Raw genomic sequence first — 13,756 nt, forward strand, 5'->3', positions numbered from 1 at the left:
CCGTCGATCCGGCCGTGCCCGCCGATCCGGCCGTGCCCGCCGATCCGGCCGAGCGGTGAGGGACACTGGGCCCGTGGCGAACGGCGGAACCGGCATCCTGACCGGCAGCACCGAGTCGATGGCTCCCGAGGTCGCCCGGCGCACGTGGCCGCGGTTGGTCGGGCTGGGCGTCCTCATGGTCGTCGTGGCCGTCGCCGCGCTCCTCTGGGAGGCCGCCGGCGCGCGGCTGCTGCTCGGGGCGCTGGGCCTCTTCCTCGTCGTCCGCGGTGGGACCCTGCTGCGCGGGGTGCGGTCGGGGACGGCGGACGCCGAGCTGGCCGGCCGGGCGCGCGTGCTCGGCACTGCGGCGCTCGGCTGGGGCGCGGCGGGCCTGGTCGCCGCGCTCGTGTCCGAAGCCGTGGCGGGCACCGTGCTGCTGATCGCCGTACCCGTGGCCCTGCTCGCCGCCGGGGTCGCGCTGACCGGGCGCGGCGGCGCCGCTCGGCGGGGTGGGCAGGGACTGGTCCTCTGGGCCCTGCTCATGACCGGGCTCCTGGTCGCCACGGTGCTGGGGCAGAGCTGGGAGCGGGCCGCCGATGTCGCGACCGTGGTCAGCGCCCTGGCGCTCGCCGTCCTCGCCGTGCCGGTGCTCGTCGGCGCCGTGGGCGTGCGCGCCGTCGCGGTCCGCCCCGCGCCGACCGTCCGTGCCGGTTGCGCCGGCTGCGCCTGCGGCGCGGGCGGGTGCGGCGCCTGACCGCACCGGCCCGGCCCCCTTCCGTCGCGATCCGTCCGGTTCCCGGCCGGAGTCTGGGTAAGGGTCCCGGCGTGAGTGGTCACGTCTTCGTCGTCGGCGCGGACCTGACGCGGCTGTCCTGCGACGACGTCCTGGTCCCGACCGACCGGACACTGCGCGTCGCGCCGAGCTGGTGCTCGCTGCTGCCCCCCGACGTCGTCACCGAGACCGACGCCGGGGGGGCCTGCGTCGGCCTGGAGTGGTCCGGCGCGGAGCGGGTGCTGGAGGTGCCCGGCGACGGCGACCGGCGGGTGTGGCTGGTCGACACGGTCGACGACCGCGGGCACGAGGGGGAGAGCAGCCTCCCGTGGCTGCTCGACGGCGCGCGGCAGGCGCTGGCCGCCGTCGCCCGGCGGGAGGTGGCGCACCCCGCGCACGGCCGCGCCCGCCGGCTGGTCGGCCTGCCGGCGCTCGGCACCGGCTGGGGCGGCGCGGCCGGGCAGCGCGGCGCGCTCCTGCAGCAGCTGCTGCCGGTGCTGCGCGAGGCGGCCGGGGAGCACGGCTTCGACGTCGCCCTGGTGCTGCGCGGGCCCAGCGACCTGGCCGCGGCCCAGCGGGTCCGGCGGGGGGAGGACGGCGGGTGGGACCTGCCCGACGACCTGCGGGCACTGGCCCAGCAGCTCGGGGACAAGGCGCGCCGCGGCCAGCTGGCCGTCTTCTTCGGCGCCGGGGTGAGCGCGGCGGCCGGCCTGCCCACCTGGGAGGAGCTCGTCGACGAGCTGGCCGAGGCGTCGGGGCTGGCCGGCGAGCTCCGCGAGGGCCTGTCCCGGCTGCCTCCGCAGGACTCCGCGGCCCTGCTGGCCCGGGAGCTGGGCCGCGAACGGCTGGAGACCTTCGTCAAGGAGCGGTTCGGCCCCGGCTCCTACGCGCTCGCGCACGCGCTGATCGCCGACCTGCCGGTGCAGGAGTTCGTCACCACGAACTACGACCCGCTGGTGGAGCAGGCCGCCGCCGACATCGGCCGCCAGGTGCGGGTGCTGCCGTTCGAGGAGGCCGCCCCGGGCGCGCCCTGGCTGCTCAAGCTGCACGGCGACGCCGCGCATCCGGAGAGCGTCGTCCTGACCCGGGAGGAGTACCTCCAGTTCGGCGACACCCGGGCGGCGCTGGCCGGGGTCCTGCACTCGCTCCTGCTCACCCGGCACGTGCTCTTCGTCGGCACGTCGATGCTCGACGACGACCTCATCCGCATCGCCCACCAGGTGCGCAGCGCGCTGCAGATGCAGGGATCGGCGACCGGCCGCCGGAACGGCACCGTCCTCGCCCTGCGGGAGGACCTGGCCCGCGCGCGGCTGTGGGAGCAGGACGTCGAGACCGTCGCGATGGGCCCGGCCGAGATCCCGCCCGCCGAGGCGGCCCGGCGGCTGGAGGTGCTCCTCGACCTGATCGGCTGCCTCTCGACGCCGCCCACGGGTTACCTCCTGGACCCGGCCTACCGCGGCCTGCTCGACGAGGAGGAGTGCGCGCTGGCCGACGCACTGCAGAGCGTGGCCGGGGCGGTGCGGGAGGACTCGGGGTCGACGGCCGCCCAGGAGGTGGTCGCGCTGCTGCGCCGGCTCGGGCACGGCGGCTCGGCCTCGGACGGGGACGATCCCCCGCCGGACGCGCCGACCGCGGAGCGCGACGACCGGATGCAGGAGCAGCGGCCCGGCTGAGCCGCGCGGTTGCCCGGTGATCTTCGTGGGCACCGACGCCGCATGCCTCGACTCGAGAACAGCCTGCAGTTGTTCGCCAAGGGGTACGGCTGGCTGCCCGACAAGCGGCGGGCGCTGGGCCGGCGCACGGTGCCCACCCGGCTCGGCGGCCTGCCGGCGTACGGCATCGAGGGGCCCGAGGCCGCGCGTTTCCTCTACGACGAGGACCACGTCGTGCGGTCGCACGCGATCCCGGAGCCGGTGCGGGGCACCCTGTTCGGCAAGGGCGCCGTGCACACGCTCGACGGCGAGAAGCACCGGGTCCGCAAGGCGATGTTCGTCGCCCTGCTCATGCGCGAGGACGGGATCGCGTCGCTGGTCCAGCGGATGACCGCCGCGTGGGACGACGCCGTGGAGGAGTGGGCGCGGCGGCCGCAGATCGTGCTGTTCGAGGAGTCGGCGAACGTGATCGCCGGTGCCGTGGCGCGGTGGGCCGGCGTCCCGGTCACCGACGGCGAGGTGCCGGCGCTCGCCCGCGACCTGCAGGCCATGGTCGACGGCTTCGCCACCGGGGGGCCGCGGCACGTCCGCGCCCGCCGTGCCCGCGGCCGGCGGGAGGCCTGGCTGGGCCGGCTGGTGCGCGACGTCCGCAGCGGGACGATTTCGGTGGAGCCCGGCTCGGCGGTCGAGGTGGTGGCGCAGCACCGCGAGGTCGACGGCGAGCAGCTGGACTCGCACGTGGCGGCGGTGGAGCTGCTGAACATCATCCGGCCGACCACCGCGATCAGCTGGTTCGTCGCCTTCTCGGCGCACGCCCTCATCCGCTGGCCGGAGAACCGCAAGCGGCTGGCGGACGGCGACGCGGCGTTCGCGGAGGCGTTCGCCCACGAGGTGCGGCGGTTCTACCCGTTCGCGCCCTTCATCGGTGGTCGCGCGCCGCGGGCGGTCGAGTGGGACGGCGAGCGGATCCCGGAGAACGCCATGGTGCTGCTCGACCTGTACGGCCAGAACCACGACGCCGACCTGTGGGGCGATCCGTACGCGTTCCGGCCCGAGCGGTTCCTGGGTCGCGAGATCGGCGCCTTCGAGCTGGTGCCGCAGGGGGCCGGTGACCCGCGTGCCGACCACCGCTGCCCGGGCGAGCAGATCACCGTCGCCGTGCTGTCGGCCCTCGCCGTCCGGCTGGCCTGCCTGCAGGTCGACGTCCCCGAGCAGGACCTCTCCATCTCGCTGCGGCGGATCCCGGCCAGGCCGAGGAGCGGCGTCGTCCTGCAGGTGCGCGGCAGCGCCGCCTAGCCTCGGACCTCCAGTCCCGACAGCATCGCGGGCACCTCGTCCGGGTGGACGACGCCGAGTCGCTGGGTCGCGCGGGTGAGGGCGACGTAGAGGTCGTTGAGCCCCCGCACGCCGTCGGCGACGATGCCCGCCGGGTCGACGACGAGCACCGAGTCGAACTCCAGGCCCTTGACGGCGTCGGGTGGCAGGACCGCCGGCCCGCTGGTCAGGTCACCCTCGGTGCTGGTCTCCGGCAACCGGGCGCGGACGGCCCCGGCCACCTCGGGCAGCCGGCGCCGGGGGACGACGACGGCGAGGGTGCCCTCCTCCTTGTCGAACCCGGCGGCGGCCTCGGCGACCGCGTCCGCGAGCTCGTCGTCGGCCACCCGCCACGACCACGGGGCCACGCCGGTGGAGCGCACCGCCTGCGCGGCCGTACCGCCGGAGCCGCCGGCCGCGAGCACCCGGTCGGCGACCGCCATGATCTCGGCGGGGGTGCGGTAGTTGACGGTCAGCTCCTCCAGCCGCCAGTGCGACCCGAGGTGCGGGGTGAGCACCTGCTCCCAGCTCGCGGCCCCCGCCGCCGACCCGGTCTGCGCCACGTCGCCGACCAGGGTCATCGACCGGGTCGGGCAGCGGCGCAGGAGCACGCGCCACGCCATGGCGGACAACTCCTGGGCCTCGTCGACGATCACGTGCCCGTAGGTCCAGCTGCGGTCGGCGGCGGCCCGCTCCGCCGTCGTCCGGGTGTCGGTCTCCTCCTGGCGCTCGGCGAGGCCCTCGGCGTCGAGCAGGTCGCCCGCGCTCAGCTCCTCGGACTCCTCCTCGGTCTCGTTGTCCACCGAGCGCGAGCCGTGCAGCAGGTCGAGGGTCTCCTGCGCGTGCCGCAGCCGCCGTTGCGCCGCCCGCCGGTCGGCGGCCCGCTGCGCGGAGTCGTCGGCACCGAGCAGCTCGTCGGCCTCCTCCAGCAGCGGGACGTCCGCCGCGGTCCACGGGGAGGAGGCGGGCCGGTGCAGCAGCGCCCGCTCGGTCTCGCTCCACCCCGGCGTGGCGGCGGTGAGCTCGTCCGGGGAGGAGAGGAGCCGGGCCACGACCCCTTCGGCGGTGAGCCGGGGCCACAACCGGTCGATCAGGCGGGCGACGGCCGGTTCGACGGCGACCTCGCGGCGCAGGGCCGCGACGTCGCCCTCGCCCAGCAGGTTGGCGCCGCCGACGACGTTCGCGCCCAGCTCGTCCGCGTACCTGCGGGTCACGAGCTCGACCACGGCGCGGGCCGCCGCCGGCCTGGCCTCGTTGTGCAGCCGGGAAGAGGCGCGGGCGCGGGACCGGACGCGGACGGCGTCGGCCTTGGTGAACCGCAGGGGCGTGCCGTCGATCTCGAGCTCCACCGGCGCGTCCAGGACGGCCTGCCGGATGCGGACGGCGGCGGCGACGACGTCGGCCATGGCCAGGCGGCCCTTGACCTCGGCGACTTCCGGCCGCTCGGGTGCCCGTGCCTGCAGCCCGGGCCGCAGCCCGCCGAGGTCGGCGAGCACCACGCCGGTCTCGCCGAGGGAGGGCAGCACGTCGGCGATGTAGCGGAGGAAGGTCGGGGAGGGGCCCACGACGAGCAGGCCGCTGCGGGCCAGCCGCTCGCGGTGGGTGTAGAGCAGGTACGCCGCGCGGTGCAGGGCGACGGCGGTCTTGCCGGTGCCCGGCCCGCCCTGCACCACCAGGACGCCGCGCGCGTCGGCGCGGATGATCCGGTCCTGCTCGGCCTGGATGGTGCGGACGATGTCGGTCATCCGCCCGGTCCGGGTGGCGTTCAGCGCCGCGAGCAGCACCGACTCGCCGGCGGGCCCGGGGCGCTCGGCGAGCTCCGGATCGGACAGGTCCAGCGTCTCGTCGGCGATGGACTCGACCGTGCGGCCGCGGGTGCGGATGTGCCGGCGTCGCCGGACCCCGAGGTCGTGCAGCGGCGTCGCGGTGTAGAACGGCTGGGCGGCGGGGGCCCGCCAGTCGACCAGCAGGGGCTCGTCGTCGCCGTCCTCGGCGGAGAGGCCGATCCGGCCCACGTAGCGCGGCACGTCGGCGTCGTGGCGGTCGAGCCGGCCGAAGCACAGCCCGCTCTCGGCCGCGTCGAGGGCGACCAGTCGCTGGGTGTGCAGCTCCACCTGCGCCTCCCGCTCCCCGATGGCCTGCGGGTTGTGCGGCACGGTGGCCAGCTGCTCCTCGAGCCGGTGCACCGTGCGCGCGCGGAGCTCGTCGAGGCGCGCGTAGAGCCCGCTCACGTACGTCTGCTCCGCGGCGAGCTCGGCGGCGTGGCCGGCGGACCGGCCGGTCCCCGGTCGAACGGTGGTCACGGGCGTCCGTTCTCCTCTGCACCGCCCAGCGGTGCGCACTCGTCAGCGGAAGGTCGTCGGCCCCCCGAGCAGCAGCGGTCGTGGGATCCGTGCGGGGGAGCCGGGCGGCGTTCCACCGTACGGCCCGGGCGGCGTCCGAGCAGGAACCGCGGACGGCTCAGCGTGTGACCTCGGCCGTCGGGCCCGGCCGCACCGTCCCCGAGGTGCAACCCGGGGGACACCTCGCCGACACAGCGGCTGCCTAGCGTGCGTGGTGAGCCCGGCCGGGGAGCTCGGGCGAGGGGGAGGACGACGATGACCACGACCACGACCACGACCGAGCGGAGCACCTGGGTCTGCGAGAACTGCCAGGGCGTCACGCCGGCGGCGCGCAAGCGCTGCCGCGACTGCGGGACGTCCCGCTACTGACCCGTCCGGTCCGACGCTCAGGCTGCGGGCGGGGCGCCGCGCAGCCGGACGACGGCGGCCCGGTAGCGCCGGGCGCCGTAGACCCGCCAGGCCGTGCGGACCGACCAGGGCAGACCCTCGAGCAGACGGGCCCGGTCGGCGGCGCAGGAGTCCTCCAGCGCCAGGCCCAGCACGAGCAGTTGCTCGGGGCCGGACAGCCGGCAGCGGGACGACGCAGCGATGGCGGCCCAGTCCTCGGCGGCCAGGTGCGCGGCGACCAGGGGCAGCAGCGAACGCTCCTCGTCGGCGGTCTGGTCCTCCACGGCGTCGGCCAGGACCCGGCAGGCGGTCGCGAACGCGGTCCGGGCCGGGGTGGTGCCGGCGACCTGCCACTGCCGGGCGGCGGTGGCGACGTCGCGCAGCATGTGGTCGATCCGCGCACAGCGACGGGTCCAGTCCTCCACCACCGGGCGGGCGGAGGGGACGGCGCGCAGCAGCGCCGGCCACACCGACTCCCGCTCGACGGTGTGGTGGTGCAGCAGGACCCGGCTGATCAGCTCGGCGTGCCGGGTGAGCGCGCCGATGCGCTCCTGATCGTCGGCCGGCGCCCAGGCGGACAGATCGGCCAGCAGTCGCAGCTCGCGCCGCACCAGCTGGTGCAGGACCCGCTGGTAGGCGACGGCCCGGGACGCGGACGGGCCGGGCCGCGGGCTCGGCGGGGACGCGTCGTCGGCGGCGGCACGGGGGGGCGGGAGCACACCGGTCGGTCGGACCGCGGTAGCGGTCATCGAGCACCTCGTTCAGCGGTCGTGCCTGCGTCCGGCGACGCTTGCCGGAGCGGTCGCGGGCAGGCTAGGACCGCCGGTGCAGGTCCGACAGAGCATTCCGGTCATGGACCGTGGTCCGCGCGGCCGCCGGACCGGCGCGTCGTCCCGCGGCGTGTCCGTCCGGTGCGTGACCGTTCCGGCGACGGCCGACGGCGACACCCGGCGTCGCCATCGCTACTGTCGAACGATGGGATCGGTCCTGGTACGCAACTGCGTCCGGGTCAGCGGTGTGCCCGACGGGCGGCCGATCGTGTTCGTCCACGGCTTCGGCTGCGACCAGGCGATGTGGCGGTTCGTGGCACCCGACTTCGAGGTCGACCACCGCGTCGTGCTGCTCGACCTGGTGGGCTCGGGGAACTCCGACCTCAGCGCCTACGACTTCGAGAAGTACTCGTCCCTGCGGGGATACGCCGGCGACCTGGTGGAGATCTGCCGCGAGCTGCAGCTGCGCGACGTCGTCCTCGTCGGGCACTCGGTCAGCGCGATGATCGGCGTCCTGGCCTGGCAGCAGGCGCCCGAGCTCTTCGGCGCGCTGGTCATGGTCGGACCCAGCCCGCGGTACATCGACAACGGCGACTACGTCGGCGGGTTCAGCCGCACCGACATCATGGGCCTGCTCGACGCGCTCGACGCCAACCACCTGGGGTGGTCGGCCCAGATGGCGCCGGTGATCATGGGCAACCCCGGGCATCCGGAGCTGGCGGACGAGCTGACCAACAGCTTCTGCCGCACCGACCCCGACATCATGCGGCAGTTCGCCCGTGTCACCTTCCTCTCCGACAACCGGGCCGACCTGCCCGGCGTCACCGTCCCGACCCTGGTGCTGCAGTGCAGCGACGACGTCATCGCGCCGGAGGTGGTGGGCCGGTACGTGCACGCCAGCATCCCCGGGAGCGCCTTCACGCAGCTGAAGGCGACCGGGCACGTGCCGCACCTGAGCGCGCCGGAGGAGACGACGGCCGCGATCCGGGCCTTCCTGACGGGGTGAGCGCCACGGACCCCATCGGCAGCCAGGGCCACGATCCACGGGCGCAGCTGGGGCGCCTGCTCGAGGAGGACCCGGCCGACCTCTACGAGAACGCGCCGATGGGCTACCTGTCCACGCTGCCCGACGGCCGGATCGTCAAGGTCAACCGGACGTTCTGCGCGTGGACCGGCCGCCCGGCCGAGCAGCTGATCGGCACCCGCTTCCAGGAGCTGCTCAGCGTCGGCGGGCGGGTCTTCTACGAGACCCACCTGGCCCCGCTGCTGCGCATGCAGGGCGCGGTGCGGGAGATCGCGCTGGACGTCGTCCGGGTGGACGGCTCCCTGCTGCCGTGCCTGCTCAATGCCGTGGAACTGCGGGACGAGTCCGGGGCGCCGGTCCTGGTGCGCGCGACACTGTTCGAGGCGACGGCCCGACGGCGGTACGAGCGCGAGCTGCTGGCCGCACAGCGGGCGGCGGAGGAGTCCGAGGCTCGCTCGCGGACCCTGCAGAAGGTGGTCTCCGACCTCGCCGCGGCCACGACGGTGGAGGACGTCGCGACGGTGATCGTCGAGCGCAGCCGGGCGGCGATGTCGGCGCGCGGCGCGGCACTCGTGCTCATCGACGAGCAGTCCGGGACCGAGCCGGGAGCCCTGCCCACCCTGCGACTGCTGCGCGTGGAGGGGCTGCCGCCGACGTTGCTCGGGGAGCTGCGCGACGCGGCCGGCGGTCAGCTGGCGCTGGAGCTGGCCCAGGGGGTCCGGTCGATCCCGCTGGACGCGCGGTTGAGGTCGGCGCAGCCGGGTCTGGCCACCGCGATGGCGGAGGGCGAGATCTCCGACCTGGTGATCGTGCCCGTGTCGGCCGACAGCCGGCGGCTCGGCGTGCTGGTGCTCGGCCTCGGGGCGAGGTCCGGCGACCTGATCAGGCTGGAGGATCCCGACGAGCGCCGTGCCCTCACGCCGGGGGAGACCGACCTGCTGTGGACCCTGGGCCGGCAGGCCGGGCAGGCGCTGGAGCGGGCGCGCCTGCACGAGCAGACCGCCCGGCAGGCCGAGCGGGCGGCGTTCCTCCTCGACGCCGCCCGGCTGCTGGCCGGCGCGGCCGACGTGACGGAGACGGTGGACCGGCTGGCGGCGCTCGCCGTGAAACGGCTGGCCGATCTGTGCGTCATCGACCTCGTCACCGAGCAGGGACTCACCCGGCCCGCGGTCCGGCACCGCGATCCGCGGTCCCAGCCACTGGCCGACGAGCTGCGCGACCGCCCGCTGACCACGCGCCGGGACAGCCATCCGAGCGTGCGGGCACTGCGGGAGGGGCGCACGCAGTGGGTGCGGTCGATGGATCCTGAGCTCATCGCGTCGATCGCCTCCGACGAGCGGCACGTCGAGGTGGCCCAGGTCCTCGACATCGCCAGCGTCGTGGCCGTTCCGCTGGTGGCCGACGGGCGACGGCTGGGGGTGGTCACCCTCTGCGCCGACCGGGCCCGCGGCGCCTTCACGCCGGCCGACGTGGAGGTCGCCGAGCAGCTGGGGCTGCAGGTCGCCCTCGTCGTGGCCAAGGCCCAGCGGTACGAGGTCGACGTCGCCACCTCGCACACCCTGCAGGAGAACCTGCTCCCTCCGCAGCCCCCGGAGCTGCCCGGGCTGGCGACGGCCGTCCGCTACCTGGCGGCGACGCAGGGCGTGGCGGTGGGCGGCGACTTCTACGACGTCGTCCGGCTGCCCGGCGACCAAGTGGCCCTCGCCGTCGGTGACGTGGTGGGTCACGACATCACGGCGGCGGCCACCATGGGGCAGCTCAACTCGGTCTACCGGGCGCTGCTGGTCGACCGGCCGTCACCCAGCGCGATCATCGACCGGCTGCAGGCCAGCTGGTCGCTGCTGGGCCTGCAGCGCATGGCGACCGCGCTCTTCGCGACGCTCGACCCGACCACCGGTCAGCTGCGGATCGCCTCGGCCGGCCACCTGCCGCCGATGCTGATCACCGCCGGGCAGGCGGAGTTCCTGCCGGTGGCCCCGAGCCGGATGCTGGGGGCGCCGCCGGCGCCCGCCCCGGCCCTCGAGTGGGCGGGGGTGCTGCCGGTGGGCGCCACGCTGGTGCTGTTCACCGACGGGCTGGTGGAGAGCCGGTCGGCCGACATCGACGAGGGCCTGGCGCACCTGCTGGCGGCGGCCGTCGACGCGGGCACCTCGGACCCGGACGAGCTGTGCGACCGGTTGCTGGCCGACCTCACCGGAGCACACCGTGCCGACGACATCGCGCTGCTGGCGCTGACCCGCCGGAGCTGACCCGCGGCCCTTCCCCCGTGCCGGGGTCGGGGTCACCATGGTGTGGAGCACTCCACCAGGGGGCGGCCATGCACTCAGGAGCGGATCCCGGCGCGCAGGTCGACCGGGCGGTTCCCAATCCGGTCGCGCAGGCGATCGACGGCGCCACCGGTGACTGGTCCATGTCCGGTGACGCGATGCGCTGGTCACCGGAGCTCGCCGAGCGGGACGGCCCGGCCGGGGAGCTGCGCGGGAGGGACGTCGCGGCGGGTCTCGGCGCCGGCCTCGGGCTGGACATCACCGGGGTGCGCCGGCTGGTCACCGGGGCGCTGAACTCGCTCGGGACCGTCGCGACCGACGTGGTCAGCGAGTTCCGCCAGCTCACCCGCGGCCCGGCCCAGGACGACGATCCGGAGCGCTGACGCTCAGCCGGCCGCGCCCAGCCCGCGGTCGACGTCCATGAGGTGGTGGATCACCTCGTGCAGGGTGTGCCGGGCGATCCAGTCGACGTCCCGGACGGCGGCGGTGGGGTAGTTGTAGACGCCGGTGCGCGCCCACCCGGAGCCGTCGAGGCCGTCGAGCAGCGCAGCGATCGCGGCTCCGGCCGAGCGCAGCTCGCCGGCGACCCGGGCCGGGTCCTGGCCGTTGTAGTCCTCGTCGACCGCGCGACGGTCGCGGTCCATCGGCACGAACTGCGGCTGCTCCTCGGCCTGGGTACGCAGGACCCGGTCGCGCTGGACGCGGAGCACGTCTCGGACGTGGCAGGCGTACTCCAGGGGCGACCACACCCCGGGGGCCGGCCGGTGGCGGAGCGCGGCGTCGGCGGCGGTCAACCGGGCGGCGTGCTGCGCGGCGCCGAGTGCGAGCGACGGCGCCAGGGCAGGGCGGGGGAGGGCCGCGTAGTCGTAGCCGCAGGCGGCGCAGGCGTCCATGGGCCGCAGTATGTCGGGGCCCACTGCACGGGGCGGGACGGGCGACGGGTAGAACCGACTCCGGCAGCAGCCACACCGACGTGGGGAGTCGCATGAGCAACACCTCGTTGACGCTGGCGCCCGCGCCGCGGTCCGAGGCGGCCGAGCAGGTGCGGGCGGAGGTGCGCGAGTTCCTCGCCGCCGAGCTGGCCGCCGGCACCTTCCGGACCCACGTGGACACCTGGCTGTCCGGCGTCGACCCGGCCTTCTCGAGGAAGCTGGGGCAGCGCGGCTGGCTCGGCATGACGTGGCCCAGGAAGTACGGCGGCCACGAGCGCTCGGCGATGGAGCGCTACGCCGTCACCGAGGAGCTGCTCGCCGCCGGTGCCCCGGTCGCGGCGCACTGGATCGCCGACCGGCAGTCGGGCCCGAACCTGCTGCGCTACGGCACCGAGGAGCAGCGGCGGACGATCCTGCCGCGCATCGCCGCGGGGGAGTGCTACTTCGTCATCGGGATGAGCGAGCCGGACTCCGGCTCCGACCTGGCCTCGATCCGCACGAAGGCCAGCCGCAACGGCGACGGCGACTGGGTGGTCAACGGCGCCAAGGTCTGGACGTCGAACGCGCACGCGTCGCACTACGGGATCGTGCTGGTGCGCACCTCGCCGCCCGGTGAGGGCCCGCGCGGGCGGCACCAGGGGCTGTCGCAGCTGCTGGTCGACCTGTCGCTGCCGGGCATCACGGTGAACCCCATCCGGATCCTCGACGGCGGCCACCACTTCAACGAGGTCGTGTTCGAGGACGTCGTCGTCCCCGGCGACATGCTGCTCGGCGAGGAGGGCAACGGCTGGCACCAGGTGACCGCCGAGCTGGCCTTCGAGCGGTCGGGGCCGGAACGGTTCCTGTCGACGTATCCGCTCGTCGCCGAGTTCGCGCGTCGCGTCGCCGGCTCGCCGGACCCGGCCGCGCTGGCGACGCTCGGGCGGTTGTCGGCCCGGCTGCTCGCGCTGCGGCAGATGTCGCTGCGGATCGCCGCCGCGCTGGACCGCGGCGAGCTGCCCGACATCCCGGCCGCCCTGGTCAAGGACGTGGGGACGACGTTCGAGGGGGACGTGATCGAGGAGATCCGCCGGGTGGTCGACGTGACGCCGTCGCTGGACTCACCCGATCCGCTGGGCCGGGCGCTGGCCGAGGCGCAGCTGCACGCGCCCGGCTACACGCTGCGCGGCGGGACCAACGAGATCCTCAAGGGGATCGTGGCGCGTGGGCTGGGCCTGCGGTGACCACGGACCAGGACCTGGTGGTCGAGACCGTCCGCGACATCCTGAGCGGTTTCCCGCCGTTCGTGCTCACTCCTGACCGCCGGTGGGACGCCGGGCTCTGGGGCGCCCTGGCCGACGCCGGCCTGACCGGCGTGGGGCTACCCGAGGAGGCCGGCGGCTCGGGCGGCGAGCTCGCCGACGCCGTGGCCATCGTGGCCACCGTGGCCAAGGGGGCCGGCGCCGTGCCGGTCGCCGAGCAGCTGCTGGTCGCCGGTCCGGCGCTTCTCGCGGCCGACCTGGAGCTCCCGTCGCCGGAGCGGCCGACCACGTTCGCGGTGGCCGACGCGGTGACCGTGCACCCGGTCGACGACGGCGACGGGCCGGGGCGGTTCACGCTCAACGGCACCGTCACCGACATCGCGTGGTCCGGGGTGGCGCAGCACGTCGCCGTCCTCGCGCCCGCGCCGGCCGGGATCGGCGGCGCCGTCCTGGCGCTGGTCGACGCCTCCGGGCTGCCGGCCACCGACGCCTCCAACCTGGCCGGTGAGCCCCGCGGCTCGCTGGTGCTCGACGAGGCGCCGGCGTCGGGTGCCCTGCTGACCGAGGCGCAGGCGGGCGGGGTGCGGGCGCGCTTCGCCCTCGCGCGGGCGGTGCAGCTGGCAGCGGCGTTGGAGCAGGTGCTGGCGTGGACCGTGCAGTACGCGGGGGAGCGGCACCAGTTCGGCCGGCCGCTGGGCCGGTTCCAGGCGATCCAGATGGAGCTCGCGGAGATGGCCGGGCAGGTGACCGCGGTGACGGCGCTGACCGACGCCGCGGTGCAGTCGCTGGCACACGATGACCCGGGCTTCCACCTGGCCGCGGCGGCGGCGAAGGTGCGGGCGGGGGCGGCCGTCGAGGTGGTGGCCCGGCTGGCGCACCAGGTGCACGGCGCGATCGGGTTCACCCAGGAGCACAAGCTGCACCACCTGACCCGGCGGCTGTGGTCGTGGCGCGACGAGGCGGGCAGCGACCTGGCGTGGGGGAGGGTGCTGGGCGCCGGGCTGCTGGCCGAGGGTCCCGACGGGCTCTGGCCGGCGCTGACCCGGGTGGTGTGACCCGCGCGGTGTGACCCGCGT

General features: G+C 75.7%; 11 protein-coding genes. 8 read left to right on the forward strand and 3 right to left on the reverse strand.

The annotated features are described in order from the left end of the window. The first annotated feature begins 73 nt into the window (after positions 1–73). The 3 genes from ACFSHS_RS20495 (at position 74) to ACFSHS_RS20505 (ending at position 3,699) form a co-directional block, all read left to right on the forward strand. Complete coding sequence (locus ACFSHS_RS20495; protein ID WP_376880201.1) at positions 74–733, forward strand: hypothetical protein; 660 nt, start codon at positions 74–76, stop codon at positions 731–733. Positions 734–804: 71 nt separating this feature from the next. Continuing rightward, complete coding sequence (locus ACFSHS_RS20500; protein ID WP_376880204.1) at positions 805–2,424, forward strand: SIR2 family NAD-dependent protein deacylase; 1,620 nt, start codon at positions 805–807, stop codon at positions 2,422–2,424. Between the two features lie 42 nt (positions 2,425–2,466). After that, the gene (locus ACFSHS_RS20505; RefSeq protein ID WP_376880206.1) at positions 2,467–3,699 is read left to right on the forward strand and encodes a cytochrome P450; all 1,233 of its coding nucleotides are present in this window, start codon (positions 2,467–2,469) and stop codon (positions 3,697–3,699) included. Here the strand turns inward: ACFSHS_RS20505 and ACFSHS_RS20510 are convergent. Further along, entirely contained in the window at positions 3,696–6,020 is a 2,325-nt protein-coding gene (locus ACFSHS_RS20510) for a HelD family protein (RefSeq protein ID WP_376880209.1), read from the reverse strand. The two genes, ACFSHS_RS20505 and ACFSHS_RS20510, sit on opposite strands and share 4 nt — an antisense overlap. A 425-nt stretch (positions 6,021–6,445) precedes the next feature. Continuing rightward, a complete protein-coding gene (locus ACFSHS_RS20515) occupies positions 6,446–7,195 on the reverse strand; it encodes a hemerythrin domain-containing protein (protein ID WP_376880212.1) in 750 nt (249 codons plus the stop codon). A gap of 226 nt (positions 7,196–7,421) precedes the next feature. Between ACFSHS_RS20515 and ACFSHS_RS20520 the strand changes: the two genes are divergently transcribed. The 3 genes from ACFSHS_RS20520 to ACFSHS_RS20530 all read left to right on the forward strand — a co-directional run bounded on the left by ACFSHS_RS20520 (position 7,422) and on the right by ACFSHS_RS20530 (position 10,890). Further along, entirely contained in the window at positions 7,422–8,222 is an 801-nt protein-coding gene (locus ACFSHS_RS20520) for an alpha/beta fold hydrolase (protein WP_376880214.1), read from the forward strand. Then, positions 8,219–10,489, forward strand: coding sequence for a SpoIIE family protein phosphatase (locus tag ACFSHS_RS20525; RefSeq protein ID WP_376880216.1), 2,271 nt, complete (start codon positions 8,219–8,221; stop codon positions 10,487–10,489). Before ACFSHS_RS20520 ends, ACFSHS_RS20525 begins: the two co-directional genes overlap by 4 nt. Positions 10,490–10,557: 68 nt before the next feature. Continuing rightward, entirely contained in the window at positions 10,558–10,890 is a 333-nt protein-coding gene (locus ACFSHS_RS20530; protein WP_376880219.1) for a hypothetical protein, read from the forward strand. A gap of 3 nt (positions 10,891–10,893) precedes the next feature. On the opposite strand, the gene ACFSHS_RS20535 is transcribed toward ACFSHS_RS20530, so the two are convergent. Next, positions 10,894–11,400 (reverse strand): DinB family protein, encoded by a 507-nt coding sequence (locus ACFSHS_RS20535; protein ID WP_376880221.1) that lies wholly within the window; start codon positions 11,398–11,400, stop codon positions 10,894–10,896. A 92-nt stretch (positions 11,401–11,492) separates the two neighbouring features. Between ACFSHS_RS20535 and ACFSHS_RS20540 the strand changes: the two genes are divergently transcribed. Together ACFSHS_RS20540 and ACFSHS_RS20545 are read left to right on the forward strand one after the other, a co-directional pair. Next, entirely contained in the window at positions 11,493–12,662 is a 1,170-nt protein-coding gene (locus ACFSHS_RS20540) for an acyl-CoA dehydrogenase family protein (protein ID WP_376880224.1), read from the forward strand. Continuing rightward, positions 12,659–13,735: an acyl-CoA dehydrogenase family protein gene (locus ACFSHS_RS20545; protein WP_376880227.1), complete on the forward strand. Its 1,077-nt coding sequence runs from the start codon at positions 12,659–12,661 to the stop codon at positions 13,733–13,735. The genes ACFSHS_RS20540 and ACFSHS_RS20545 overlap by 4 nt, the downstream gene beginning before the upstream one ends. Positions 13,736–13,756 lie beyond the last annotated feature (21 nt).

It is taken from the genome of Blastococcus deserti (assembly GCF_042682525.1).
GTDB classification, from domain to species: Bacteria; Actinomycetota; Actinomycetes; order Mycobacteriales; family Geodermatophilaceae; genus Blastococcus_B; species Blastococcus_B deserti.

What these genes read in the sequence shown, in the direction of transcription:
- ACFSHS_RS20505 (WP_376880206.1), top strand. Translation starts at nt 2,467, where the DNA reads ATGCCTCGACTCGAGAACAGCCTGCAGTTGTTCGCCAAGGGGTACGGC.
- ACFSHS_RS20515 (WP_376880212.1), bottom strand. Translation starts at nt 7,195, where the DNA reads ATGACCGCTACCGCGGTCCGACCGACCGGTGTGCTCCCGCCCCCCCGT.
- ACFSHS_RS20520 (WP_376880214.1), top strand. Translation starts at nt 7,422, where the DNA reads ATGGGATCGGTCCTGGTACGCAACTGCGTCCGGGTCAGCGGTGTGCCC.
- ACFSHS_RS20530 (WP_376880219.1), top strand. Translation starts at nt 10,558, where the DNA reads ATGCACTCAGGAGCGGATCCCGGCGCGCAGGTCGACCGGGCGGTTCCC.
- ACFSHS_RS20535 (WP_376880221.1), bottom strand. Translation starts at nt 11,400, where the DNA reads ATGGACGCCTGCGCCGCCTGCGGCTACGACTACGCGGCCCTCCCCCGC.
- ACFSHS_RS20540 (WP_376880224.1), top strand. Translation starts at nt 11,493, where the DNA reads ATGAGCAACACCTCGTTGACGCTGGCGCCCGCGCCGCGGTCCGAGGCG.